Raw genomic sequence first — 24,969 nt, forward strand, 5'->3', positions numbered from 1 at the left:
GGGGCAGGGTTCGGCGGCCCGGCAAACCGGGTGGTCGCTCGAGCCTGCTGTGACTCGTGAGAAGCCTGTTGATCAGCGGTGATGGTGTGTTTGCTGGAAATGAACTGTAGGTCCAAATTGTGATGTGCGTCGCAGTCGTGTCGAGTTGCGAATCGAGTGTCCAGGTACTTACGGCACCGGAATTTCACCTTTGTGAGTCGCAACATGTCGTGTTGTATGAATCTGTCGGCCACTAGGTGTAGTGTCTTGGGAGCTGGAAGGCCACTAGGCGAACACCTCGAAGTTCACCGAGTGAGCTGGGGCTTCGGTTCCGCTTCCAGGGGTTTGCGCACTTACTACGTGGATCTTGTTTGAGCCGTGCACTGCCGACGGACCGAAGGCAAGGAGAAGGGGATTCAATGACCATCACCGTTTACACCAAGCCCGCTTGTGTCCAGTGCAACGCGACCTACCGCGCCCTCGACAAGGCCGGTGTCGACTACAGCGTCATCGACATCTCCGAGAACCCCGAAGCCCGCGATTACGTCATGGCCCTGGGCTACCTGCAGGCCCCCGTCGTCGTCGCCGGTGACGAGCACTGGTCCGGCTTCCGCCCGGACCGCATCAAGTCTCTGGCCGACGCGGTCGCGGTGGCATAACCCGCCACCTCCTGCGGGTTCGTCCGAATCGAAAGGAGGGAAGATGGCCGAGATCTCCGGTGGGACACCGAATCTGGTCTACTTCTCGAGCGCTTCGGAGAACACGCACCGCTTCGTCGAGCGGCTGGATCTCCCCGCCGTTCGCATACCGCTTCATACCGCCGACTCGCTTCGCGTCGAGGATCCCTACGTGCTGATCGTCCCCACCTACGGGGGAGGTCGGCACGTTTTGGGTGGACAGCGATCCGACAAGGAATTCGTCCCCCGTCAGGTGGCCAAGTTCCTCAACGATCCGCACAACCGCGCACTGCTGCGCGGCGTGATCGCGAGCGGCAACACGAACTTCGGCGATACGTACTGCTATGCGGGAGAAGTGATCTCACGCAAGGCAGGGGTCCCGTACCTGTATCGCTTCGAACTCATGGGAACTGCCGAGGACGTCGCGCGCGTCCGAGAGGGATTGGACTTGTTTTGGCAACGACAACAGCACCGGTCGGAAAGACTGCCCGCGTAGAGCGTCCCGTCAGCGGCGACTCCGCGACCACCGAGGGCCTGGACTACCACGCCCTCAACGCGATGCTGAACCTGTACGGCCCCAACGGCGAGATCCAGTTCGACAAGGATCGCGAGGCCGCGCACCAGTACTTCCTGCAGCACGTCAACCAGAACACGGTGTTCTTCCACAACCTGGAAGAGAAGCTGGACTACCTGGTTCGCGAGAACTACTACGAGACCGAGGTTCTCGACCAGTACCAGCCCGCCTTCATCAAGGGCCTGTTCCAGCAGGCGTACGCCAAGAAGTTCCGGTTCCCGACCTTCCTCGGCGCGTTCAAGTACTACACCTCGTACACGCTCAAGACCTTCGACGGCAAGCGCTACCTGGAGCGCTTCGAGGACCGCGTGTGCATGGTGTCGCTGACCCTGGCCGCCGGTGACGAGAAGCTGGCGTCGGAACTGGTCGACGAGATCATGGACGGCCGCTTCCAGCCGGCCACCCCCACATTCCTCAATTCGGGCAAGAAGCAGCGCGGCGAGCCGGTCTCGTGCTTCCTGCTGCGCATCGAGGACAACATGGAGTCCATCGGACGCTCCATCAACTCCGCCCTGCAGCTGTCCAAGCGCGGCGGCGGTGTGGCCTTGCTGCTCAGCAATATTCGTGAGCACGGCGCGCCGATCAAGAAGATCGAGAACCAGTCCTCGGGCGTCATCCCGATCATGAAGCTGCTGGAGGACTCGTTCTCCTACGCCAACCAGCTGGGCGCGCGTCAGGGCGCGGGCGCGGTGTACCTGCACGCGCACCACCCCGACATCTACCGCTTCCTGGACACCAAGCGCGAGAACGCGGACGAGAAGATCCGCATCAAGACGCTGTCGCTGGGTGTGGTGATCCCGGACATCACCTTCGAGCTGGCGAAGAAGAACGAGGACATGTACCTGTTCTCGCCGTACGACGTGGAGCGCATCTACGGCGTGCCGTTCGCCGACATCAACGTGACCGAGAAGTACTACGAGATGGTCGACGACAAGCGGATTCGCAAGTCCAAGATCAAGGCTCGCGAGTTCTTCCAGACCCTCGCCGAGCTGCAGTTCGAGTCGGGCTACCCGTACATCATGTACGAGGACACCGTGAACCGGGCCAACCCGATCGCGGGCAAGATCACCCACTCCAACCTGTGCTCGGAGATCCTGCAGGTCTCCACCGCCTCGGAGTTCAACGACGATCTGTCCTACGCCAAGGTAGGCAAGGACATCTCGTGCAACCTGGGTTCGCTCAATATCGCCAAGACCATGGACTCGCCGGATCTGGGCAAGACGGTCGAGACCTCGATCCGCGCCCTGACCGCGGTGTCGGATCAGACCCACATCTACTCGGTGCCCTCGATCGAGCAGGGCAACAACGAGTCCCACGCCATCGGCCTGGGCCAGATGAACCTGCACGGCTACCTGGCGCGTGAGCACGTCCACTACGGCTCCGAAGAGGGTGTGGACTTCACCAACATCTACTTCTACACGATCGCCTACCACGCGATCCGCGCCTCGAATCTGATCGCGCAGGAGCGTGGTTCCTACTTCGGCGGCTTCCCCGAGTCGAAGTACGCCTCGGGCGAGTTCTTCGACAAGTACACCGAGCAGGTGTGGGAGCCCAAGACCGAGCGGGTGCGCGAGCTCTTCGCCAAGGCGAACGTCCACATCCCCACCCAGGACGACTGGCGCGAGCTCAAGGCCCTGGTCATGAAGCACGGCATCTACAACCAGAACTTGCAGGCCGTGCCGCCGACCGGTTCGATCTCCTACATCAACCACTCCACCAGCTCGATCCACCCGATCGCCTCCAAGATCGAGATCCGCAAGGAAGGCAAGATCGGCCGCGTCTACTACCCGGCCCCCTACCTGACCAACGAGAATCTCGAATACTTCGAAGACGCCTACGACATCGGCTACGAGAAGGTCATCGACACCTACGCGGCGGCCACCCAGCACGTCGACCAGGGCCTGTCGCTGACCCTGTTCTTCAAGGACAGCGCCACCACCCGCGACGTCAACCGCGCCCAGATCTACGCCTGGCGCAAGGGCATCAAGACGCTGTACTACATCCGCATCCGCCAGATGGCTTTGGAGGGAACCGAAGTCGAGGGCTGCGTGAGCTGCATGCTCTGACGAGTGGTATCGATTGAGGGCGTCCCCGGCTACCCGCCGCGGGCGCCCTTTCTCGTCGATACGGATACTCTCTCGTCGACACCTATGCCGGGAGCCGCCATGGAAACCGCCGACCGCTACCGCAACTTCGCCGAACGCGAGGTGCGAGGGTATTCACCGTGCTACGAAGCCTGGGCACTCGGAATCGCCGGGGACGCGGAACTTCTCGCCTTGATCGACACCCTGCCTGTCTACAAGCGCCAGCCGAATCTGATCCTGGGTGCGGCCCGGTTCCTCGGCGTGACGCCCGGTCCGTTCGAGGAGTTCAAGGACTTCCTGATCACCAACTGGGCCGACGTGCACGAGGTCGCCATGACCCGCCGAACCCAGACCAACGAGGTCGGGCGAACCGCGGCCCTGCTGCCGCTGCTCGCGAAATACGGCCCGAACCCGGTGGCACTCATCGAATTCGGCACCTCCGCCGGACTGTGCCTCTATCCCGACCGCTACAGCTACCGCTACGACGACGGCCCGATCCTCGACCCTCACGACGGCCGGTCGACCGTCGTCCTCGACTGTGCGACCACCGGCAACCCACCCCTGCCCACCGAACTGCCGAATGTCGTCTACCGCGCAGGCATCGACCTCAACCCCCTCGACGTGTCCAACCCCGAGGACGTCCGCTGGCTCGAGTCCCTGGTCTGGCCAGAACAGCGAAATCGCTTGGAGCGCCTGCACAACGCCGCCGAAATCGCCCGCAAGGACCCACCCCGCTTGCTCCGCGGCGATCTCCTGACCGGCCTCCCCGCCTTCATCCTGGAGGCACCCCCGGACATTCCCGTCATAGTCTTCGGTAGCGCTGTCCTGCTGTACCTTTCGCGCTCCGACCGCCAGGCCGTTCCCGAGATGATGCGCAGCCTCGGTTGTGACTGGATCACCAATGAGAGTCCGGGAGTGGTGGATTTCCGCGGGCTGGAGACTCCACCCGGTCCCGCCGACGTCCATCTCGTGCTCGCATCGAACGGTGAGCCGGTGGCCTTTTCGCGGCCGCATGGGCAGACGCTCGATTGGTTCGGGAAGAGCTAGAAGAGGGGAGGTGGCTGGGTTGGGGACCTCGGTGGCGGTTCCAGCCTCCTCGCGGCTCGGGCGCGCAGCGGCCCGGGGAACAACACTTACAACGACGCTTTGCGCACGCCAGTAAGGCACGAGCAGTTGGGTCGGAAGCAACCCACGGGCCCCACCATTGGTGGGGCTGCCACGGGAGTTAGGGACGTAACCCGCACCGGACCGCCGGGCGCTTCCGGGCCCGTTGCCGAATCCCGGTGAGGGCAGCCGCTTTCAGCTCCCCGGCGTGGTGACGGTCGTTCACCTGCGGGGTTTGAGAGGGCGGCGTTCACGCGGGCACCGGCCTCGGCATGCCCGAGGCGCAGGACCTGCTGCAGGTATTTGCCGGTGTGGTTCTTCCAGCCCGCCTTCTCCGGCAGGTTGCGGGTGCGGACTTCGCCGACGAAGCGGTGGTCGACCGCGGCCAGGCGACGCTTGGCGGCCTCGAATTCCTGCATTTGAGCGACGAATTCGGTATCGGTGAATCCGCCGAGAGAATTGGTGAGCAGGATGTCGGTGGCGGCAGCGAGCATTGCGATCGCGTCTGCGATCGTGCTGCCGGAAACACCTTCACCGCTGGTCATGCCATCATTCTACCGATGCATTAATACCCTGGGACCCGAATTGTCCTATATTGCAATCTATTTGAGAAAGCGCCAGCCGAATTCCTCACGCAGGCAACCCAATTACGATCGTCCCAGTGAGCACACTCGCTATTCCACAAGCACCCTGCCGCGAAATCCGTTCGTTAAGAAGCAGTCTGCTCATCAATGCCCCGATGACGATGCTGGATTCGCGGACGCTGGCCACGACGGCGAGGGGGAGTTGGGTCATGGCCACCAGGGTGAGGCCGAAGGCTCCGAGCATGGCGGTGCCGCCCGCGGCGGTCAAAGGCAGAGAGCGGAGGGTGAAGGTGTTGGGGGTGCCTCGGGCGAGGTCGCGGATTTTGAGGACCAGGCCGGAGCCGCCCATGACGGTGATCAAGTAGGCGATGGGGGAGGCGTGTTGGACTCCGACGCCGTCGAACATGGTGTAGCTGGCGACGCACATGCCGATTGTGAGCCCCCACAAAACCGAGCGGCGGCCGCCGGTGATGCCCGGAGCCGAGGGTCGGGCGCGGGAGAGGGCGATCATCAGGACGCCGGAGGTGATGAAGGCGACGCCCAGCCAGCGGGTCCAGCCGATGGTGGTGCCGAGGATGGCCGAGGCGGTGATGACCAGGACGGGGGAGCTGCCTCGGACGATGGGGTAGACCTCGCCGACCGGGGCCGTGGCGTAGGCCCTTTCGAGCAGCGCGAAGTAGAGGGTGCTGAAGCAGATCGAGGCGGCGGCGAAGGGGAGGGCGTGGAGCTCGAAATGCCAGGTGGCCACCGCGATCGGGAGGAAGAGCAGGCCGCCCGCGATGAGCATGTCGGCGGTGGAGGAGACCGGGCGGTCGCTGCGGCGGATCCAGCCGAGGGCGACATTCCAGCCGGCGTGCATGAAGACGGAGATCGCCAGGGCCAGGTATCCCATCGACTGCACGCGCGCATCCTCTCGGTTGGTCTAGACCAAACTCTTCGCTGCCAACCTAGTCGGTCGGCAATGTGCTGGTCAACGGGATTGTCGGGATGAAAACGCTTGGTTGATGGCACGTTTCGGGGGATTGACGACGAGGGGAACGGGCCGTGGGCGGGCGAGGCTGTGGTCAATCCCACGCTTAGGTCGGCCGTCATTGTGAACTCTCCAGAAGGTGCTTCTCGCCCTGCCGGATGACGCCCGTCGCTGGCTACGCTCGTGATGGTTCCGAGATTGGATCGAAACACGGTATTGGACCGAAAAGAATGCGCGGTCAATTTCGGAATCGGAAACCGCACTGGGACACGCGTTTTGGAGGTGAGTCCGAGTCCTCGCCTGCCCCCGCAATTCGAGGACTGCCTGCTCTTTCATCACTGTTGAATGAAGACCACCCACCGAGCGGATAACCTCGCAGCCGCTCGGTGGGTTCTTCGGATATCACGCCCGGCCTCAGGAGTTACTTTGTCGGACAGCAGAATATGGCGTACGGCGGTAGTGGCGGCCGCGCTGCTGATTGTCGCGAGCCTGCCGGTGACCGCGGCGGCGGACCGAAACGCATTGCGCACGAGCGTCATCAATGCCGATCGCATCGGGCCGCGCTGGGAGCGGGTGGAGGTCGAGTCGGAGGCCATGGGCCGCACCGTCACCCTCGATGTGCTGCACGGCTCCGGTGACGGACCCCGCCCGACCCTCTACCTCCTCGACGGCGTCGACGCCGAGGGCGTATCGGACTGGCTCACCAAGGGCCACGCCGCCGACTTCTTCGCCGACAAACCGGTCGATGTGGTGTTCCCCGCCGGTGCCACCGGCAGCATGTACACCGACTGGCAGCGCCCCGACACCGCTCTGGGCTGGAACCGCTGGGAAACCTTCCTCACCGGCGAATTGCCCGGCGCCATCGAGCCGTATCTGCATTCGGACGGCCGCCGCGCGATCGCGGGCGTCTCCATGGGCGCGCAGGGCGCGATGATGCTGGCCCACCGCCACCCCGGCTTCTACCGGGCCGTGGCCGGATTGAGCGGCTGCTATTCCACCATCGACGGCCCCGGCAGCGCGGTCACCGCGCTCACGGTGGCCTCACGCGGCGGCAATGTGGTGAAGATGTGGGGACCGCTGGGCACCTTCGACTGGGTGACCCACGACAGCACGCTGGGTGCGGAAGCCTTGCGCGGCACGGTCATCTATCTCTCGGCCGCCACTGGTGTCCCGGGAATGCTCGATCTGACCGAGGTGCTGCGAGCGCCCGACAGGATGGCCGCCATGCAAACCGCGGGCGGCGGTGTGGCATTGGAGGCCGGTGCCCGGATCTGCACCGAGACCTTCGCGAAACGATTGAGCGACTTGCGAATTCCCGCCACCGTGCACTACGAGCCGACCGGCATTCACGCCTGGGAGGACTTCTCGGCCCAGCTGGGCCCGGCCTGGGATACTCTCGCGACTGCTTTCGGGCGGTGAACGAGCCGCCCGAATCGGTTGTGGGTCAGGCTATTTCAATGCCGGAACCCATAGCGGGGTAGTCGGCGCAATCCGGGCCGAATTCGCCCGTCGACCGTCACGGCCAGTCCGGCATGCACCGCCGCCACCGTGAAATCGGACGCCTCTTTCCAGGTGGCCGCGTATTCCATGGTGAGTTCGGCCCCGTCCTCCGGCCCGCCGAGGTACACCGTGACCCGGTGCGTGAGTGCCTCCCCCGCACTGTCGAACAAGACCTTGCCTTCGGTGATGCCGGTCATGTGCTACTCCTCAGTAGTGTCTCTGTGACCGAAGGTAACCGGAATATCCTGGCTGAGAAGGTGTTACGAATCGCGCTTGGATATGTCACAAGCGCCGGCCGAGTTTAGTTGTTACTCGGTGGAACAGAAACGACTGTGCCCCAAATGATCTGCCACCTGCCACCGCTCACAATCGGCCCGCGCGGCGATTGTGACTGTTCGGAAGGTTGGCGTGTCCCTCTCGACCGCCCGCGCGTACATTCCTACGCTGCCCGGCATGAGGATACGCGTGCCGATCGCGGTCATCGGCGCTCTGCTGTTCACGATCGCCTCCGGGCTCGTCGCATCGGGTTCCGCGGCCGCGCAACCCCTGCTACCCACCCCGGATCCGGACCCGTTCTACGCCGCCCCCGCCGATATCGCCGATCACCGGCCCGGTGATGTGCTGGGCGTGCGCGCCATGCCCGCGCTGGCCATCTTCCCCGATACCGACATCACGCTGATCAAGTTCCGCTCCACCAGCTCCGAGGGCAAGCCGATCGCGGCCACCACCACCGTGCTGTCCCCGCGCAATCGCCGCCCGGACGCCCCGCTGCTGTCGCTGCAGCAGATCATCAACGGCCTGGGCGCGCAGTGCGCGGTGTCCCGGGTGCTCTACACCACCGACCCCAACCTCCAGGTCCGCGAGGCCCCGGGCTGGAACATCCTGTTGCAGCGCGGCTGGACCGTGGCCCTGCCCGATCACCTCGGCCCCCGATTCGCCTACGGTGCGGCCAAACTCGGCGGGCAGATCACCCTCGACGGCATTCGCGCGGCGCAGCACGTGTCCGCGCTGCAGGTCGAGCACAGCCCGGTCGCCATGACCGGGTATTCGGGCGGCGGCATGGCCACGGCCTGGGCGGCCGCGCTGGCCGCGTCGTACGCCCCCGACCTGCGCATCGCGGGTGCGGCCATGGGCGGCGTCCCGATGAACCTGGTCTCCATGCTGGAAACCCTGGGCCTGAACCGGCATCCGGTCTTCGGTCTGGCCCTCGCGGCGGGTCTGGGCCTGGAACGCGAGTACCCTGACCGGTTTCCGCTCACCGATCAGCTCAACGACCGCGGCCTGGCGATCCGCGACAAGCTGCTCAACAGCTGCACCAATGACATCCTGACCGCGGGCGCGGGGCAGGGCGCGCTCGATATCGCCAAGACGACGGTCATGACCGGCGACGTGACCGCCCGCTCGGTGGTCGAGGAGAACAGCCTCGAACTCTTCCAGGGTGTTCCGAACATGCCTGTCTTCGAATGGCATTCACCGATCGACGGCTTGATCCCTGTCGATGCGATCGTCGACACCATCCACCGCTACTGCGCGGCGGGCACGCAGGTCTGGTCCGAGCAGGAACCGGTCCCCGATCACCTCACCGCCGCCGTCCTCGGGCTTCCCGCCGCCCTGAACTGGCTCGACGCCCGTTTCCGCGGCGACCCCGCCCCCACCAACTGCTGACGCTCTACCCGGCCTGATAGGTCCGCGCCACCAGCGCGGACCGCAGGTACCACAGCCCTGACGCCTGGGTCGGGTCGAAACCCGTCAGCTGTCCGATCCGTTTCAGGCGATAGTCGACGGTATTGGTGTGCACGTGCAGCATTCGCGCGGTGCGCTGGCGGTTGAGGTTGTTGCTGATGTGCGATTGCAGGGTTTCCAGCAGTTCGGTGTGCTCGTCGAGCGGGTCCAGCAGCGAGCCGAGGTGATCGCGGCCCGGGCCGGGTCTGGTCAGCTGGTATTCCAGGGCGAGTTCGTCGAATCGGAACAGTCCGCGCACCAGCCGTAGTCGGTGCACGATGTCGAGCAGTTCGTGCGCCTGATCGGCGGCGTCCGGAATCTGTTGTGGCGTAGCGGAAACCATGGTCGCCGTGATCGGCACCCGGGCGGCCCGGGACAGCTGTTCGACCAGCTCGTCGAGTTGCTCGTCGGCCAGCTCGGTCGCCGGGACCAGCAGTGTCCCGCCGTCCACGCTCAACAGCGACAGCACCTTGTCCGGATAGCGCGTGGCCAGCTCGGCCTGCACCCGCCGCAGCTTGCGCCGCGCCACCACCGCGCCGTCCACGGTGGGGGAGTGCTCCTCCGGATGCTCCGGAATGGCCAGCGCCAGCACGTGATACGTCTCGGCGATCTCGATGCCGCATTCGCGCGCCATGGTCGAGGTGCTGTGCCCGCCCAGCAGCGCGGAGGTCAAGGTGTGCACCGCGGTGTGGTGTTCGCTCACCACCGACCGCAGTTCCCGCACATACGCCATCGAGACCGCGGAGGTCATCCGGTCCAGCAGCTCCACGACCAGTTTCGCGCCGTCCATGATGTTGTCCATGTCGGCGGCCGCGATCACCAGCGTCGCGTCCCCGTCGGCGGTCTCCTGGCGCAGGTGCCGCGACATGGCATTGGCCATCACCAGTTCGGAGCCGATCTTGAAGCCCTCGTGGATGGCGTGGTGGATGGTGTCGATCGGGATGCCCTCCCGCGCCCACTGCGCGGCGGCCTCCTCCAGGCGCTTGGTCTTCTCCGGGATATCGCGCCCGTCCAGCATGCCGACCGCCAGTTCCAGGCAGATCCGGGTGATGGCGGTGACGTCGCCGTGAATCGCGTCCCCGGGCAGCGTCCCGCACGGCGCGACAGTCTCGACGAAATGCCCGACCATGTGCTGGGCGAGCCCGCGCACATCCTTGAGCGGCGACGATATCGGACTGCCGGACACGGTGAGCCCAGCCCGGGCCGGAATCTCCACGGACATCCGTGCTCCCTTCGACCCCCGGGGTGGCGGCCCCTTCCGGGACCTGAAACGCTAACGCATACCGCATATTCGAGCGGCCGGTTCGATTCCTCCTGTGAAGCACAGTAATGCCCGTCCGGCGAACTTGTGACTTCTCACATGTGCCAGGCGGGCCCCGCATGACACTCGATCGTTGCCGGATGGAAGTATCGAGGCATGGCCGAAGCGACGCGCAGGATCGGGATTCTGTTGTTCGACGGCGTCGAGGAACTCGACTTCGCCGGGCCCTGGGAAGTGCTGGCGTTCTGGACGCGCACGGTGCCCGAGGACGGCTGGGAGGTGTTCACCTTCTCGCACACGGGTGCGATCGTGCACTGTGCCAAGGGCCTGAAAGTGACACCGGACCACTCGTTCGAGTCCGCGCCCGCCATGGATGTTCTTGTATTCCCCGGTGGACAGGGCACCCGGCCGATGGTGCACGACCGGGAGATCCTGGATTGGGTTCGGGCCCAACGCGATCGGGTGCCGCTGATCACCAGCGTGTGCACCGGCTCGCTGGTCCTGGCCGCCGCCGGGCTGCTGAAGGACCGCCCGGCCACCACCCACTGGCGCTCGCTGGACGTGCTCGCCGAACTCGACCCGACCATCCAGGTGCGCCCCGACGCCCGCTACGTCGACTCCGGCGACATCGTCACCTCGTCTGGCGTCTCCGCGGGCACCGATATGGCCCTGTACCTCGTGCAGCGCCTCGCCGGTGACGAGCGCGCCCGCTGGGTCCGCCGCGGCATCCAATACGATCCGGAACCGCCGCGCGGCACCGACTGGCCCGACGGCGCGGAATGGGCCTTGGGCTCGGTGGATCCGACCAAGCCGAAGTAGCGTCTAGTCCAGGTGCGAGGCGTCGTTGTAGGCGGTCAGCCGCATCGCATCGCCGGAGTCCATTCGCTCCCAGCGGGTTAGCGACGCATTGCGCACCTGCGCCGTGGTCTGCGCGCTCAACTCCGCCTCCCCCAGCTCCCCGAAGAGATAGCGGGTCAACACGATCGCGATATCGTGCGTGAAAACCAGTACGTGCCCGTGCATTTCCCGCAGCACCGCCCGCAGCCGCAATGCCACATCCGGCCACGACTCCCCACCGGGCGGCCGATAATAGAACCCGCCGAGCCTCCCCAACTCCCGATACTCCCGCGGATACCGCAGCATGATCCCGGACCTGGTGAGCCCGAACAGAATTCCGTTCTCCCGATCCCGCAGCCGCTCATCGAACCACGGCGAAGGCGCATCCATCGACTCGAGCGCGATCCGCGCCGTCTCCCGAGTGCGGACATACGGCGAGCACAACACCAGATCGAACCCCGGCGTGATCTCGGCCAGCCGCTTCCCCGCCGCGGCCGCCTGCCCGGCCCCCTTCTCCGTCAACGGCACATCGGCATCCCTTGTGCCGCTGCTGAATTCCGCCGCCCCGGGATAACCGGCGGCATTGACCGTACTCTCCCCGTGCCGCACCATCGTCAACGATTCGAGCCCGGGCCCCACGACATCCACCTCTCCATGGTGAGCGCAAACATGGCTCGCTGTACGGCGAAAGTGCTATGTGTGTCCGATGACCGACTTCGCGACTCGCGCGCCACGCGATCTACGGCTGGACGAACAGCCACTGGGCCCGGTGCACTACAAGCTGGTCGCCCTGGTGGGCATGGGATTGTTCTTCGACCTGTACGAACTGTTCCTGGCGGGCACCGTCACCGGTGTCCTCAAGCAGCAACTGCACCTGTCCACCTATCAGCTCAGCGGCATTCTCGCCTCGGCGTTCGCGGGCCAGTTCCTGGGCGCGCTGGTGATCGGGCGGCTCTCCGACGTCTTCGGCCGCCGCCGCATGTTCATGGTGAACATCGGCCTGTACGCGGGCTTTACGCTGCTCGGCGCGTTCAGCCCGAACGTCTGGTTCCTGATGGCGACCCGGGCGCTGGCCGGCTTGGGCATCGGCGCGGAGATGACGGTCTCCGACACCTATCTCTCCGAGACCATGCCCGCACGGGTGCGGGGCCGCATGATCGCCACCGCCTACACGATCGGCTTCCTGGCCGTCCCGTCCGTCGGCTTCCTCGCGCGCTGGCTGGTTCCATTGCACCCGTTCGGCATCGACGGCTGGCGCTGGCTGTTCGTGCTCGGCGGTCTCGGCGCGGGACTGGTGTTCGTGGCGCGCCGCCACATGCCGGAGTCGCCGCACTGGGAGGCCGGGCGGACCCGGGAGCGGGTGCCGTTCACCGAGATTCTGCGCAAGCCCTTCCGCGGGCGCACCGCGCTGTTCTCCGCGGTGATGATCCTGCAGGTGTTCGGTTACTACGGTTTCGGGACGCTGGCCGTTCTGGTGTTGCAGCACAAGGGATTCACCGTCGTGAACTCGCTGGGGTACCTCGCGATCACCTATCTCGGCTATCCGCTCGGCTCGCTGCTGGCCATTCCGCTGATCGAGCGCGTCGAACGGAAATACCTGGTGATGGCGAGCGCCGCGCTGATGGCGGTGTTCGGGCTGGTCTTCGGGTTCGCCACCGCGGTGCCCCTGATCCTGTTGTCGGGCGGGTTGTTCACCCTGGCCAGCAATGTGTTCTCCGACGCCATTCACACCTATCTGCCGGAGTCGTTCCCGACCAGCGTGCGCGGCACAGCCTCGGGGGCGACCTACTCGCTGTCCAAGCTGTCCACGGCGATTCAGCCGTTCCTGCTGTTGCCGCTGCTGGACCATCGCGGTCCGGGCACGGTGTTCACCATCATCACCGTCGCGCTGCTGGTGATGGTCGCGCTGATCGGAGTGTGGGGGCCGCTCACCGGCCGGCAGGCACCCCTGTCGTGATGTCGGCGGGCGGCAGCCACAGCGTGGCGATGGTGCCGCCCCCGGCCGCGGGTTCGATGGAGGCGTTGCCGCCGTGGGCCTCGGCGACCCAGGCGACCAGCGCGAGGCCGATGCCGTTGCGGCCGGTGCGCCCGGCGGCGCCGCGGTTGAAGGGGCTGGCGGACATGACCGGATCGACGCCCGGGCCGTGGTCGCGGATGCTGACGCGGCCTTCCGCGACGTGCACCTCGACGGGCGCGGCGCGATTGACCGCGCCGTGGGTCAGGCCGTTCTCCAACATGTTTCGGATCGCCAGGCCGAGCAGCTGTGGATCGCCGACCACCACGCTCGGATGCGCGGTGACGACGATGCGCGGGTCTCCGGCCTCCTCGGCCACCGCCTCGGCGAGCTGGTCCAGTCGCAGCATGGTCCGCTCGGGTTCGGCGATGCCGGACTGCATGCGCGCGCGGGCCAGCAGCCCGGTCACCAAGCGCGCCATGCGATCCGCGAGGCGGCGCGCCTCGGCGAGGGTCTGCTGCACCTCGTCGGGCTTGGGCTTGGATTCGGTGAGCAGCTTCAAAGTGGTGAGCGGCGTGCGCAATTCGTGCGCCGCGTCACCCAGGAACTGCTCGTGCTCGTCGAGCAGGCGCAGCGCCTGGCGCTGGCTGCGGCTGGACAGCAGATAGGTCGCGGCCGCGGACAGCAGTACCAGCAGGATGCCGCCGATCAGCAACTCCCACACCAGGCTTCGATGCTGCCCGGCATCGGCCATGGACTCGGTCCCGGCCAGGATGACGACGATATTGTCCCAGTCGTTCCAGAACACCGGGGTGCCCGCCACCGTCACCGCGCGGCCGGTGATATCGGTGCCGGTGTACCGGTTGCCCTGATAGATCAACCCGTCCGCGTGATCCTCGATCTGCGTTGCGAGCGTGGCGATCTGGGCGTCGTCGGGCATGAACGAGCGCTGATAGGTGTGGGCCTGTTTCCACGGCTCACCCGGTTTGCGCACCGCCACCACGACCGCCACCGAGCCCTTGGCCAGTTCGTCGTCGATGACGGTCGACAGGTCCAGCACCTGCTTGTCATCGTGCTGGATGGCGCGCGCCAGCCCGCCCGACACCCGCTCGACCTGATCGTTCGCCCGGGTTTCGCGCGCGTGCGCGTCGATGGTGGCGGCCACGAAACCGAAGATCAGCACGGCGGCCGCGGTGATCACGGTGACCAGCGCGGTCATGATCCAGCTGGCCCGCCGCAGCCGGGCCACGGCGGGGGAACGGTGCGCGCTCACGAGATCCCGCCGGCGATCAGGAATCCCGTCCCGCGCACGGTCTCGATCACATTCGGCTCCCCGAGCTTGCGCCGCAGCTTGGCGACCACCGCGTCCACCACATTCGAAGCGGGCTCGGCCATTTCGTCCCAGCAGCATTCGATGAGATCGGTGCGGGTGACCACGCTGCCGCGCCGGGTGGCCATGAGCTCGAGGACCGCGAACTCCTTCGGGGTGAGCATGAGCATCACCCCGCCGCGGGTGACCCGGCGGCGCATGAGGTCGATATCGATGTCCGCCACCACGATTCGCGAGGCGGTGGGCTGTTCGCGGCGGCGGCACAGCGCGCGCACCCGCATCACCAGCTCCGGCAGCGCGAATGGCTTGGTGAGGTAATCGTCCGCGCCGGACTCGAATCCGGCCAGCCGGTCGTCGAGGCCGTCGCGGCCGGTGAGCATGAGCGCGGGCACCGTGTGCCCGGCGCTGCGGGCGCCGGAGACCAGGTCCAGGCCGTCGCCGTCGGGCAGGCCGCGGTCGACCACCAGGCAGTCGTAACGATTGATGGAGATCTTGAAGTCCGCGTCGGCGATGCTCTGGGCGTGGTCGACGGCGAACCCGGCCGAGCGCAACCCATCGGTTACCTCACGGCAGAGATGGTGATCGTCCTCTAGCACCAAAACACGCACAGAGGCAGAGAGTAGGGCATTCCGGACGACTGCCCAACGGCTGTGGCGTGCGGCTGAGCCGGAAATGATCGAAAAATGATTCGGCGGCAAACGGTCCCGTTCACCGGGCCTGATCGACTTTCTCACGGATCGGACTACCCGGTCGAGTGCATTAGCGCAGGTGTCACCTACAAGCCACAGGTAAGTACCGGTTAGTACCAGCCAGGTCAAGCACGATTAGGGCACCCTATGTATGCTGTATGAGGTTGTTCTGTCGACGGCGGCTTTCGGAGGGGGTGAGGTCCATGCGTGGTGAACCTCCCAGTCGAAGGCCGCGTGGCATCGCCCTTTTGTTCCGTCGATAGGTCTTCGTGGCGGCGGTGGGACGATGCCCGCGGTGTGATCCCTGTGTATCCATCCGCCTCTTTACTCGCCATCCGGCCGAGGTCCCGCCATGACGCAGACAGATCTGCCCCCCGTCGCCCCTGTACTCGACGTGCCCCGCGCCGAAGGGAATTCGCTGCGCGACATCGCCCAAGGGGATTCGCTTCGCGACATCGTCGACTGCCATCACCTCACCCCCGCCATGCGCTGGCTCGACGAGCACGCGCCCCACGTCATCGCCGATGAGCTGGCCCGCATGGACTCCGTCACCGCGGTCATGGCCTTCCGGCTGCTCGACAAGGACCGCGCGCTGGATGTGTTCGAGGAACTCGAACCTGTCGACCAGCAGCGCATTCTGAGCGGACTGCGTGATCACAGCTTCCGGGCACTGGTCGAGGAGATGGATCCCGACGACCGCGCGCGCATGCTGCGCGAGGCTCCGGCCAAGGTCGCCAAGAAGGTGTTGGCCGGGCTCAGCCCGCACGAGCGCCGCATGACCGCCACCCTGCTCGGTTATCCGGAGGGGTCGGTCGGTTTCTACATGACGCCGGAAGTCGTTGCGCTGCCGCGGAATCTGCCCGTCGCGCAGGCTCTGCAGACGGTGCGCGCGAAGGGCTCGAACGCCGAGACGGTCTACACGCTGCCGGTGGTCGATGCGGGCCGCCGCCTGATCGGCGTGGTCGAACTGCGCGATCTCGTGCTCTCCTCGCCGGATGCCATGATCGCGGAATTGGTTGCGGCCGAACCGGTCTCGGTGCGCGCCACCGATTCGGCGGAGAAGGCGGCGCGACTCATGCAGGGCGCCAACCTGATCAACCTGCCGGTGGTGGACAGCGAGGACCGACTGGTCGGGCTGCTCACCATCGACGACGCGGTCGAGGTCATCGAGGCCGCCGACTCCGAGGACATGGCGCGGCAGGCGGGCACCGCCCCCTGGCAGGGGCACTACATGGCCGCGGGCGTGTTCCAGCTGGCGCGCTACCGGGCGCTGTGGCTGCTGCTCCTGCTGGTCGCGGCCACGCTGACGGTCACGGTCACCAACTTCTTCGAGCCGACCCTGGAACAGGCCGCGCATCTGGCGCTGTTCATTCCGCTGCTCATCGGCTCCGGCGGCAATGTGGGCGCGCAGGCGGCGACGACCTGTGTGCGCGCGCTCGCGGTCGGCGAGGTGCGGGTCTCGGATCTGTTCAAGGTGATCTGGCGCGAATGCCGGGTCGGCTTGCTGCTCGGCTGCATGCTGGCCGTGGTCGGCATGGTGATCGGCTCGCTGTTCGTCGGCGCGAAAATCGCTGTGGTGGTGGGCATCGCGCTGATCGTCATCTGCGGCTGGGCGGCGACCATCGGCGGCACCATGCCGCTGATGGCGAAGAAGCTGCGCATCGATCCCGCGGTCATCTCCGCGCCCATGGTGACCACGCTGGTCGACGCGACCGGTCTGATCATCTACTTCACGACCGCGAAGCTCGTCCTCGGCATCTGATCGGCAAACCGGGGTGTGCGCGACACGCGTGCACCCCGGCTCGCTGTGACGGATTGCACCGCTGTAATTTTCTCCAGTCGGCGGCGTGCTTGCCCACATCCCTTCGGCGTTCTCCCAGGACAACGCGAAGACACGTGAAGACACAACTTCTTGTGCTGCACGAGGATGTCACCTACCAGTAGTAGTGTTCAGGGCAATGAGACTCCGCAGGGTCCGGTGAGCTGAGAAGGGTGTGTGAACGGGCGTGAAGCTGATCGATCGAGTAACCGCGATCAACTGGAACCGCGTGCAGGACGAGAAGGATTCCGAGGTCTGGGATCGGCTCACCGGCAACTTCTGGTTGCCGGAGAAGGTCCCGGTCTCCAATGACATCCCGTCCTGGAACACGTTGACCGCCAATGAGAAGCAACTCACCATGCGGGTCTTCACCGGTCTCACCCTGCTCGACACCATCCAGGGCACGGTCGGCGCGGTCAGCCTGATCCCGGACGCGATCACCCCGCACGAGGAGGCGGTGCTGACCAATATCGCGTTCATGGAGTCGGTGCACGCCAAGAGCTACAGCTCGATCTTCTCGACCCTGTGCTCCACCCGCGAGATCGACGAGGCCTTCCGCTGGTCCGAGGAGAACCGGAACCTGCAGCGCAAGGCCGAGATCGTGCTCGAGTACTACAACGGCGAGGACCCGCTCAAGCGCAAGGTCGCCTCCACCCTGCTCGAGTCCTTCCTCTTCTACTCCGGCTTCTACCTGCCCATGCACTGGTCCTCGCGGGCCAAGCTCACCAACACCGCCGACATGATCCGCCTGATCATTCGCGACGAGGCCGTGCACGGCTACTACATCGGCTACAAGTACCAGAAGGGCCTCGAGCGCCTCTCCGAAGCCGAACGCGACGACCTCAAGTCCTACACCTTCGAGCTCCTCTTCGAGCTCTACGAAAACGAGGTCGAATACACCCAAGACCTCTACGACGAGGTCGGCCTCACCGAAGACGTCAAAAAGTTCCTCCGCTACAACGCCAACAAGGCCCTCATGAACCTCGGCTACGAGGGCCTGTTCCCCAAGGACGAGTGCGACGTGAACCCCGCCATCCTCTCGGCCCTCTCCCCCAACGCCGACGAGAACCACGACTTCTTCTCCGGCTCGGGTTCCAGCTACGTAATCGGCAAGGCCGTCAACACCGAAGACGAAGACTGGGAATTCTGACCCCCTCATAGACGACGGCCCCGAGCGAATCCGCCCGGGGCCGTTCCTTTTTCTCCGGTAGCATTCGCCGACGAAAACGGTCTTGAACGCGAGGGGGATCCGATGGCTGAAACTGTTGTGCCCGGGGAAGATCAGGAGATTTCGCGGCGGATCGAGGAGACCGCGCAGCGCGAGGACCTGGGAGCGGTGCGATCGGTGTATCCGGTCGGGAACAAGCCGGGCTCGGGCGTCTGGGCGTGGGTCATCTTCGGCGGGCTGGTGCTCGCGGCGGTCATCAGCGGGGTGACCGGTGCGCACTCCGGCACGAGGCACTGGGGCGGATTCTTCGGGATGTTCGCGGTATTCGCGTTCATCATCGCGTCCGGAACCTCTCTGCGCGGATGGTGGTACAACCGGAAGCTCGCGGGCGGGCGGCTGGAGTTGCGCGAGCGCGGCCTGGTGATCGGATTCCGCGATCGGGCGGTCGGACTCCGGTACGAGACGGTCAGCGTGCTCCAGAATCTGGTGCGGCACACCAGCAATGGCGTGGAGACCGGGACCAGCTACACCTATACCTTCACCCTGCCCGGACAGCTGGTGCCCGTGGTCATCGACCACACCTTCAGCGGTGTGCAGCAGTGGGGGCCGGAGATCCAGCAGGCGATCGTGAACGCACAGGCGCCGATGGTGATGGCGCGGCTGCGGGCGGGGGAGAAGGCGGAGTTCGGGCCCTTCTGGATCTCCGCCACCGAAATCGGGACCAGCATGAACAGCGCGGCCTGGGGTGAGGTGAAGGACATGACGATCGCCGATGGCGCCGTCAAGATCCGTTCCGGCCGGGGACCGGTCAACCTGCGTGCCAAGGCGATCAAGGAGATCCCGAACTTCTTCGTGTTCCGGACCTTGTTCGAGCACCTGCGGCAGGTCCACAATCCCACTGCCGCAGGGTGATTTGCCGTCAGTCGGAGACGTAGCCGTTGAGGTTGAGGCGCATGTCGTCGAGGAGGGCTCGGGCGGCGGTTATGCCGCTGCCGTGCCAGATGGTGTCGTCTACGGCGAATTCTCGGCGGTCGCTTACCGCGCCGAGTTTTTTCCAGTCGTCGCTGTTCATTACGGACTTGCCGTACTTCAGGCCGTCGGGGCCGTTGAACATGAGGAAGATGAGGTCGCCCTCGAGCTTGTTGCGGTCGGATTGGGTGGACAGGCTTGTCACCACGAAGGAGTCGCCGCGTTGGGGGGCCGGGCGTTGGACGCCGGCGTCGCCGAGGACCTGGGCGGCGAAGGTGTTGCCGCCCTGGACCTGAATGTTGTTGGGGTCGAAGCGGATTACCGACGCCTGGGTGAGGGAGGAGTTGGCGGCTATGCCCGCGTCCTTGGCGGCGGTGCGGTAGTCGTCGAGGGCCTTGGCGGCCGCGGTCTTGCGGTCCATGGCCTCGGCGAAGCCGGTGAAGGTGGCCTGCCAGCCGTTCTCGTCGCCGACCAGGACGGTGGGGGCGATGGCCTTCAGAGCGTCGTAGCGGTTGCCGTCGGCGGCGGGGCCGATGATCAGATCCGGTTTCAGCTCCGCGATTTTCGCGGGATCGGGATTGTCGTTCAGGCCGACCGTGGGAATCGTGACCACGCCGGTGCCGAGGTACCCGGGCTGCGGAACCGGTCCGGCGAGGGTGGTCGCGCCGACCACGCGCTCCCACAGACCCAGCGCGCAGGTGGCGTCCAGCGCGGCGGTGGACAGCACCACGATGCGCTTGGGGTCGGCGGGCACCTCCGAGGTGCCGGCGGCGTGATTGACAGTCTTTGTCCCGGAAGTGGAATCCGGGTTGCTCGGCAGCGGGCAGGCCTTGGAGGTGTCGCGCTCGATGCCGACGACGCCCGCGCCCGCGATATTGGTGGTCGTGCGGACGATGTTCGCCGAGTTGTCATCGGTCTTGGCACACCCCGCGGCTAGGCCCACCGTCAAGAGCGTCGCGGCCGAGACCAATCCCACACTGCGCAAATGGCGCAAAGGGGAAAAGGTGGAGGCGAACGTGTTTCGGGTGGAAGCGGACTCGCGCACCGGCATGCGGGGCAGCCTACAGCCGTGCCCCGCGACTCCCAATTACGACACAGAGTAGGACCCGTGGCGAGCGCCGTCGGAACACGGTTTACGATCTCTCACAGCGCAAGCCAACCGTCGTTCGTCATAAGCCGAACCGGACGCCGGAAGCAGCGTACGAACGATGGCATACCTGTGGAGGTTTCGTGACAGCCGTAGAACCGCGGCCGGCCAGCCTTGTGGAGGCGGCTCGGCCCTATCCGCAAAGGACGGGTCCGAAGGGTTCGTTCATCTACAAGATGGTCACCACGACGGACCCGAAGGTTCTCGGCGTCATGTACCTGGTGACGGCGATGTCCTTCTTCCTCGTGGGCGGCATCATGGCGCTGCTCATGCGCGCCGAGCTGGCCCGCCCGGGTATGCAGTTCCTCTCGCCCGAGCAGTTCAACCAGCTGTTCACCATGCACGGCACGATCATGCTGCTGTTCTACGCGACCGCGATCGTGTTCGGCTTCGCCAACATCATCCTGCCGCTGCAGATCGGCGCCCCTGACGTCGCCTTCCCGCGTCTGAACGCGTTCAGCTACTGGCTGTACCTGTTCGGCGGCACCATGGCGACCGCGGGCTTCATCACCCCCGGCGGCGCGGCCGACTTCGGTTGGACCGCCTACGCCCCGCTCTCGGACATCGTGCACTCGCCGGGCGTCGGCGCCGACCTGTGGATCCTGGGTCTGGCCGTCTCGGGTCTGGGCACCATCCTCGGTGGCGTCAACATGCTCACCACCGTGGTCTGCCTGCGCTGCCCGGGCATGACCATGTTCCGGATGCCGATCTTCACCTGGAACATCGCCGTCACCTCGGTGCTGGTGCTGCTGGCCTTCCCGCTGCTGACCGCGGCGCTGTTCGGCCTGGCCTACGACCGCCACCTGGGCGGCCACATCTACGACCCGGCCAATGGCGGTGTCCTGCTCTACCAGCACCTGTTCTGGTACTTCGGCCATCCCGAGGTGTACATCATCGCGCTGCCGTTCTTCGGCATCGTCTCGGAGATCTTCCCGGTCTTCAGCCGCAAGCCGATCTTCGGCTACACCACCCTGGTCTACGCGACGCTCGGCATCGCGGCCCTCTCGATCGCGGTGTGGGCGCACCACATGTACGCGACCGGCGCCGTGCTGCTGCCGTACTTCTCGTTCATGACCTTCCTCATCGCGGTCCCGACCGGTGTGAAGTTCTTCAACTGGATCGGCACCATGTGGCGCGGTCAGCTCACCTTCGAGACCCCGATGCTCTGGTCGGTCGGCTTCCTGGTGACCTTCCTCTTCGGTGGTCTGTCGGGCGTCATCCTGGCCGCCCCGCCGATCGACTTCCACGTGTCCGACACCTACTTCGTGGTGGCGCACTTCCACTACGTGCTCTTCGGCACCATCGTGTTCGCCACCTTCGCGGGCATCTACTTCTGGTTCCCGAAGATGACGGGCCGCATGATGGACGAGCGTCTGGGCAAGTGGCACTTCTGGGCCACCTTCGTCGGCTTCCACACCACGTTCCTGGTGCAGCACTGGCTGGGCAACATGGGTATGCCGCGCCGCTACGCCGACTACCTGCCGAGCGACGGCTTCACCACCCTGAACACCATCTCCACGATCGGTGCCTTCATCCTGGGTTCGTCGATGCTGCCGTTCATCTGGAACGTCTTCAAGTCCTACCGCTACGGCGAGGTCGTGACCGTGGATGACCCGTGGGGCTACGGCAACTCGCTGGAGTGGGCCACCTCGTGCCCGCCGCCGCGGCACAACTTCTACGAGCTGCCGCGCATCCGTTCGGAGCGTCCGGCGTTCGAGCTGCACTACCCGCACATGGTCGAGCGCATGCGCGCCGAGGCCCACGTCGGCTGGGGCTCCAAGTCCCACCACGTGGCCGAGCTGGAGAAGGTTTCCGGCTAGCACGCGTGATCTACCTGGCAATGGCGGCCGTCGAAAGACGGCCGCCATTGTCGTTCTGACAGAATGAGCAGCGCATCGCAGGCATGGACGATGCGTTCAGCGAGATGGGAGTTATCGATTGAGTTCGTCTGACACGACGGTTCTGGTCACGGTCACCGGACCCGACAAGCCGGGCGTCACGTCGGTACTTCTCGCCGCGCTGGCCAATAACGGGGTCAGCCTGCTGGACGTGGAACAGGTCGTCATCCGGGGACGGCTCACCCTCGGCGTGCTGGTGTCGTGTCCCAGCGATCCCGAGGCGCTGCAGGATCAGCTCGAGGACGCCATGGCCTCGATCGGCATGGATGTCGACGTGGAGATCGGCGCGAGCGCGGTCTCGGGCGCGAAGCTCTCGACCCACGCGGTCGTGGTGCTCGGCTCGCCGGTCACCGCACGGGCTTTCAGCGCCATCGCGCGCAAATTGGCCGCGCAGCGGGTGAACATCGACTCCATTCGCGGCATCGCGGACTACCCGGTGACCGGTCTGGAACTCATGGTCACCGTGCCGTCGAGCGATGCCGACGCCGAGACCGAGCTGCGCACCGCGCTCTCGGCCGTCGCCGCCAAAGAGAGCGTGGACGTGGCCGTCGAGCGCGCGGGCCTGGCGCGACGGGCCAAGCGGCTCATCGTGTTCGACGTGGACTCCACCCTGATCCAGGGCGAGGTCATCGAGATGCTGGCCGCGCACGCCGGGGTCGAGGACGAGGTCCGCAAGGTCACCGAGGCCGCCATGCGCGGCGAACTCGACTTCTCCGAATCGCTGCGCCAGCGCGTGGCCACCCTGGCCGGACTGGACGCCTCGGTCATCGACGAGGTCGCCGAGCGCATCGAACTCACCCCCGGCGCCCGCACCACCATTCGCACCCTGCGCCGCCTGGGTTTCCGCTGCGGCGTCGTCTCCGGCGGCTTCCGCCAGGTCATCGAACCCCTGGCCCACGAGCTGGAACTGGACTTCGTACAGGCCAACACCCTTGAGATCCGCGACGGCAAGCTGACCGGCGCGGTCGTCGGCGAGATCGTGGACCGGGCCGCGAAAGCCGTTGCGCTGCGCCGCTTCGCGGCCGAGACCGGCGTCGCCATGGAGCAGACCGTCGCGGTCGGTGACGGCGCGAACGATATCGACATGCTCAATGCCGCCGGGCTGGGCATCGCGTTCAATGCCAAGCCGGCGCTGCGCGAGGTCGCCGATGCCGCGCTCTCGCATCCGTTCCTGGACGCGGTGCTGTTCATCCTGGGCGTCACCCGCGACGAGGTCGAGGCCGCCGACGCCCGCGACGGCGGCATCCGTCGCGTGCCGTTGCCCTCGTAGTCGACCCGCCGTCGGTACCGTGGTCGGCACATCGTTCCCGGACAGGGGAGCGATCCGGCCACGATCCGAAGGAGAATCCGTGCGCGTGCGTCTGCCGCTGATGGTGTTGCTGGCCGGACTGGCGGTCAGCGCCTGCGGCCATTCCAATCCGAATGAGGCGCAACTGGTGTCGGCCACCAGCGTCGCGATCACCACCGCGGTGCAGGCCACCTCGGACGCGCATCCGGCCCTTTCGGTCGGGGCGGACTCCGACGGCAAGGACCTCACGCTGGCCGCCGGGCAGGGCCTGATCGTCACCCTGGACGCCAACCCGACCACCGGATACGCCTGGGTGCTGGGCAGTCTGGACCAGGCCATCGTGAAGCAGAACGGCTCACCCGAGTACGAGCAGGATCCCAATCCGGACGGCAGGGTCGGTGTGGGCGGCAAGTCCGTCCTGAACTTCGTGGCGGTCGGCTCGGGCGCCACCCGGCTCGTTCTCGAATACAAGCGGGCCTGGGAGCAAGGAATCGAGCCCGCCAAACGTTTCACCTTGAACCTGACGGTTCACTAGTTCGAGGAGTTGTGTTGTCCAGCATCGAATCCACCATCGATGCCGGATTCGCGGCGAGACACGCGGAACTGGCGCGGGGCTACGGCGGCGGGGGCGATCCCGCGGATCCCGCTCTGGTGCAAGCCATGCAGATGGTGCTGCACATTCCGAAGGACGAGCCGCCCGCGCGCAGCGCGCTGCTGGCCGCGGCCGCCTCGTCGGTGGTGGCGCTGTGCCTGGACGAACGGGTCGGTCCGGGCGGTGAATGGGAGGAGCGCTATCTCACCTGGAAGCGCTCCCGGATTCGCAAGGTCGCGCGCCGGGCCCGCGGCGCGCAGTGGCTGACCGCGCAGGAAGTCGACGGCGTGACAGTCGAATTCGCGGGCGCGCAGGCGCGAGCGCTGGTGCCCGGGCCGGTCGGCGATATCGATCCGCGGATCAAGAAGCTTCAGATCAGCGGCACCGAACTGCCGTCGGACGACCCGATCGAAATCGATCCGGAATTTCCGGTGCTATGGGTGAACGCGGAATTGGGTATGACTGTTGGCAAGGCCGCGGCACAGGTAGGGCACGCAAGCATGTTGCTGGCGGGTGCGCTGCCCGTGCGGCGGGCACAGGCCTGGGCCGCGCGAGGGTTCCGGTGCACCGTTGCGGAGGCCGATCCCGGCCGCTGGGCGGACCTGCGACAACGCGTGGCCGAGGGTAGCGCGGTGGCGGTGCGCGATGCCGGTTTCACGGAGGTGGCCCCGGGGTCGATGACGGTGATCGCGGTGCATTAGTTCGGGTGTCGCACTAGCGAACCGAACGGTCGTCGCGCTGGCCTATATGGGCAGTGCGTATCGACTTGGCGCAGTAGGTGGGCAAGGATCGATTTCACGAGTTTCCGCGGAAGGAAACCACG

At 66.0% G+C, this 24,969-nt stretch carries 23 protein-coding genes; 15 read left to right on the forward strand and 8 right to left on the reverse strand.

Features of this window, described 5'->3' with window-relative positions; genetic code table 11:
• The first annotated feature begins 398 nt into the window (after positions 1-398).
• From ACAM49_RS00900 to ACAM49_RS00915, 4 genes are all read left to right on the forward strand, one after another.
• Entirely contained in the window at positions 399-638 is a 240-nt protein-coding gene (locus ACAM49_RS00900; protein WP_369633508.1) for a redoxin NrdH, read from the forward strand.
• Between the two features lie 43 nt (positions 639-681).
• On the forward strand, positions 682-1,152 hold the full coding sequence (gene nrdI, locus ACAM49_RS00905; RefSeq protein WP_369633509.1) for a class Ib ribonucleoside-diphosphate reductase assembly flavoprotein NrdI: 471 nt from the start codon (positions 682-684) through the stop codon (positions 1,150-1,152).
• 62 nt (positions 1,153-1,214) lie between these two features.
• Positions 1,215-3,296: a class 1b ribonucleoside-diphosphate reductase subunit alpha gene (gene nrdE, locus ACAM49_RS00910; RefSeq protein WP_369633574.1), complete on the forward strand. Its 2,082-nt coding sequence runs from the start codon at positions 1,215-1,217 to the stop codon at positions 3,294-3,296.
• Positions 3,297-3,395: 99 nt separating this feature from the next.
• Positions 3,396-4,361, forward strand: coding sequence for a DUF2332 domain-containing protein (locus ACAM49_RS00915; protein WP_369633510.1), 966 nt, complete (start codon positions 3,396-3,398; stop codon positions 4,359-4,361).
• 86 nt (positions 4,362-4,447) lie between these two features.
• On the opposite strand, the gene ACAM49_RS00920 is transcribed toward ACAM49_RS00915, so the two are convergent.
• Positions 4,448-4,963 (reverse strand): hypothetical protein, encoded by a 516-nt coding sequence (locus tag ACAM49_RS00920; protein WP_369633511.1) that lies wholly within the window; start codon positions 4,961-4,963, stop codon positions 4,448-4,450.
• Between the two features lie 85 nt (positions 4,964-5,048).
• Positions 5,049-5,894 carry an EamA family transporter gene (locus ACAM49_RS00925; protein WP_369633575.1) on the reverse strand — a complete coding sequence of 282 codons (846 nt, stop codon included), beginning with the start codon at positions 5,892-5,894 and terminating at the stop codon, positions 5,049-5,051.
• Positions 5,895-6,398: 504 nt separating this feature from the next.
• Here ACAM49_RS00925 and ACAM49_RS00930 point away from each other — a divergent pair.
• Complete coding sequence (locus tag ACAM49_RS00930; protein ID WP_369633512.1) at positions 6,399-7,391, forward strand: alpha/beta hydrolase; 993 nt, start codon at positions 6,399-6,401, stop codon at positions 7,389-7,391.
• Between the two features lie 35 nt (positions 7,392-7,426).
• Here the strand turns inward: ACAM49_RS00930 and ACAM49_RS00935 are convergent, their stop codons facing one another.
• On the reverse strand, positions 7,427-7,669 hold the full coding sequence (locus tag ACAM49_RS00935; protein ID WP_369633513.1) for a hypothetical protein: 243 nt from the start codon (positions 7,667-7,669) through the stop codon (positions 7,427-7,429).
• 256 nt (positions 7,670-7,925) lie between these two features.
• Here ACAM49_RS00935 and ACAM49_RS00940 point away from each other — a divergent pair, with 256 nt between their 5' ends.
• Positions 7,926-9,137 carry a lipase family protein gene (locus ACAM49_RS00940; protein WP_369633514.1) on the forward strand — a complete coding sequence of 404 codons (1,212 nt, stop codon included), beginning with the start codon at positions 7,926-7,928 and terminating at the stop codon, positions 9,135-9,137.
• Positions 9,138-9,141: 4 nt separating this feature from the next.
• Here ACAM49_RS00940 and ACAM49_RS00945 read toward each other — a convergent pair whose 3' ends face one another.
• The gene (locus tag ACAM49_RS00945; RefSeq protein WP_369633515.1) at positions 9,142-10,416 is read right to left on the reverse strand and encodes a PucR family transcriptional regulator; all 1,275 of its coding nucleotides are present in this window, start codon (positions 10,414-10,416) and stop codon (positions 9,142-9,144) included.
• Between the two features lie 195 nt (positions 10,417-10,611).
• On the opposite strand from ACAM49_RS00945, the gene ACAM49_RS00950 reads away from it, so the two are divergent.
• Positions 10,612-11,274, forward strand: coding sequence for a DJ-1/PfpI family protein (locus tag ACAM49_RS00950; protein WP_369633516.1), 663 nt, complete (start codon positions 10,612-10,614; stop codon positions 11,272-11,274).
• Between the two features lie 3 nt (positions 11,275-11,277).
• Here the strand turns inward: ACAM49_RS00950 and ACAM49_RS00955 are convergent, their stop codons facing one another.
• Positions 11,278-11,940, reverse strand: a complete 663-nt coding sequence (locus ACAM49_RS00955) for a histidine phosphatase family protein (protein ID WP_369633517.1) — start codon at positions 11,938-11,940, stop codon at positions 11,278-11,280.
• A 58-nt stretch (positions 11,941-11,998) separates the two neighbouring features.
• Here ACAM49_RS00955 and ACAM49_RS00960 point away from each other — a divergent pair, with 58 nt between their 5' ends.
• Positions 11,999-13,249 carry an MFS transporter gene (locus ACAM49_RS00960; protein WP_369633518.1) on the forward strand — a complete coding sequence of 417 codons (1,251 nt, stop codon included), beginning with the start codon at positions 11,999-12,001 and terminating at the stop codon, positions 13,247-13,249.
• Here ACAM49_RS00960 and ACAM49_RS00965 read toward each other — a convergent pair.
• Complete coding sequence (locus ACAM49_RS00965; protein WP_369633519.1) at positions 13,221-14,519, reverse strand: sensor histidine kinase; 1,299 nt, start codon at positions 14,517-14,519, stop codon at positions 13,221-13,223. The two genes, ACAM49_RS00960 and ACAM49_RS00965, sit on opposite strands and share 29 nt — an antisense overlap.
• Positions 14,516-15,184 (reverse strand): response regulator transcription factor, encoded by a 669-nt coding sequence (locus ACAM49_RS00970; RefSeq protein ID WP_369633520.1) that lies wholly within the window; start codon positions 15,182-15,184, stop codon positions 14,516-14,518. Before ACAM49_RS00970 ends, ACAM49_RS00965 begins: the two co-directional genes overlap by 4 nt.
• Positions 15,185-15,617: 433 nt before the next feature.
• Here ACAM49_RS00970 and mgtE point away from each other — a divergent pair, with 433 nt between their 5' ends.
• The 3 genes from mgtE to ACAM49_RS00985 all read left to right on the forward strand — a co-directional run bounded on the left by mgtE (position 15,618) and on the right by ACAM49_RS00985 (position 19,164).
• Positions 15,618-17,027: a magnesium transporter gene (mgtE, locus tag ACAM49_RS00975; protein ID WP_369633521.1), complete on the forward strand. Its 1,410-nt coding sequence runs from the start codon at positions 15,618-15,620 to the stop codon at positions 17,025-17,027.
• Positions 17,028-17,271: 244 nt separating this feature from the next.
• A complete protein-coding gene (gene nrdF / locus ACAM49_RS00980; RefSeq protein ID WP_369633522.1) occupies positions 17,272-18,234 on the forward strand; it encodes a class 1b ribonucleoside-diphosphate reductase subunit beta in 963 nt (320 codons plus the stop codon).
• Between the two features lie 102 nt (positions 18,235-18,336).
• Positions 18,337-19,164: a DUF6585 family protein gene (locus tag ACAM49_RS00985; protein ID WP_369633523.1), complete on the forward strand. Its 828-nt coding sequence runs from the start codon at positions 18,337-18,339 to the stop codon at positions 19,162-19,164.
• A 7-nt stretch (positions 19,165-19,171) separates the two neighbouring features.
• On the opposite strand, the gene ACAM49_RS00990 is transcribed toward ACAM49_RS00985, so the two are convergent.
• A complete protein-coding gene (locus ACAM49_RS00990) occupies positions 19,172-20,272 on the reverse strand; it encodes an ABC transporter substrate-binding protein (protein ID WP_369633524.1) in 1,101 nt (366 codons plus the stop codon).
• Between the two features lie 179 nt (positions 20,273-20,451).
• Between ACAM49_RS00990 and ctaD the strand changes: the two genes are divergently transcribed.
• The 4 genes from ctaD (at position 20,452) to ACAM49_RS01010 (ending at position 24,847) form a co-directional block, all read left to right on the forward strand.
• The gene (gene ctaD / locus ACAM49_RS00995) at positions 20,452-22,188 is read left to right on the forward strand and encodes a cytochrome c oxidase subunit I (protein ID WP_369633525.1); all 1,737 of its coding nucleotides are present in this window, start codon (positions 20,452-20,454) and stop codon (positions 22,186-22,188) included.
• 118 nt (positions 22,189-22,306) lie between these two features.
• Complete coding sequence (serB, locus tag ACAM49_RS01000; protein ID WP_369633526.1) at positions 22,307-23,536, forward strand: phosphoserine phosphatase SerB; 1,230 nt, start codon at positions 22,307-22,309, stop codon at positions 23,534-23,536.
• A gap of 79 nt (positions 23,537-23,615) precedes the next feature.
• On the forward strand, positions 23,616-24,089 hold the full coding sequence (locus ACAM49_RS01005; RefSeq protein WP_369633527.1) for a protease inhibitor I42 family protein: 474 nt from the start codon (positions 23,616-23,618) through the stop codon (positions 24,087-24,089).
• Between the two features lie 14 nt (positions 24,090-24,103).
• The gene (locus tag ACAM49_RS01010; protein ID WP_369633528.1) at positions 24,104-24,847 is read left to right on the forward strand and encodes an aminoacyl-tRNA hydrolase; all 744 of its coding nucleotides are present in this window, start codon (positions 24,104-24,106) and stop codon (positions 24,845-24,847) included.
• Positions 24,848-24,969 lie beyond the last annotated feature (122 nt).

It is taken from the genome of Nocardia sp. JMUB6875 (assembly GCF_041154655.1).
GTDB lineage: Bacteria > Actinomycetota > Actinomycetes > Mycobacteriales > Mycobacteriaceae > Nocardia.

What these genes read in the sequence shown, in the direction of transcription:
- ACAM49_RS00945 (WP_369633515.1), bottom strand. Translation starts at nt 10,416, where the DNA reads ATGTCCGTGGAGATTCCGGCCCGGGCTGGGCTCACCGTGTCCGGCAGT.
- ACAM49_RS00990 (WP_369633524.1), bottom strand. Translation starts at nt 20,272, where the DNA reads ATGCCGGTGCGCGAGTCCGCTTCCACCCGAAACACGTTCGCCTCCACC.
- ACAM49_RS00900 (WP_369633508.1), top strand. Translation starts at nt 399, where the DNA reads ATGACCATCACCGTTTACACCAAGCCCGCTTGTGTCCAGTGCAACGCG.
- ACAM49_RS00920 (WP_369633511.1), bottom strand. Translation starts at nt 4,963, where the DNA reads ATGACCAGCGGTGAAGGTGTTTCCGGCAGCACGATCGCAGACGCGATC.
- nrdE (WP_369633574.1), top strand. Translation starts at nt 1,215, where the DNA reads ATGCTGAACCTGTACGGCCCCAACGGCGAGATCCAGTTCGACAAGGAT.
- nrdI (WP_369633509.1), top strand. Translation starts at nt 682, where the DNA reads ATGGCCGAGATCTCCGGTGGGACACCGAATCTGGTCTACTTCTCGAGC.
- ACAM49_RS00950 (WP_369633516.1), top strand. Translation starts at nt 10,612, where the DNA reads ATGGCCGAAGCGACGCGCAGGATCGGGATTCTGTTGTTCGACGGCGTC.
- ACAM49_RS00960 (WP_369633518.1), top strand. Translation starts at nt 11,999, where the DNA reads ATGACCGACTTCGCGACTCGCGCGCCACGCGATCTACGGCTGGACGAA.
- ACAM49_RS00935 (WP_369633513.1), bottom strand. Translation starts at nt 7,669, where the DNA reads ATGACCGGCATCACCGAAGGCAAGGTCTTGTTCGACAGTGCGGGGGAG.
- mgtE (WP_369633521.1), top strand. Translation starts at nt 15,618, where the DNA reads ATGACGCAGACAGATCTGCCCCCCGTCGCCCCTGTACTCGACGTGCCC.
- ACAM49_RS00985 (WP_369633523.1), top strand. Translation starts at nt 18,337, where the DNA reads ATGGCTGAAACTGTTGTGCCCGGGGAAGATCAGGAGATTTCGCGGCGG.
- ACAM49_RS00940 (WP_369633514.1), top strand. Translation starts at nt 7,926, where the DNA reads ATGAGGATACGCGTGCCGATCGCGGTCATCGGCGCTCTGCTGTTCACG.
- ACAM49_RS00925 (WP_369633575.1), bottom strand. Translation starts at nt 5,894, where the DNA reads ATGGGATACCTGGCCCTGGCGATCTCCGTCTTCATGCACGCCGGCTGG.
- ACAM49_RS00915 (WP_369633510.1), top strand. Translation starts at nt 3,396, where the DNA reads ATGGAAACCGCCGACCGCTACCGCAACTTCGCCGAACGCGAGGTGCGA.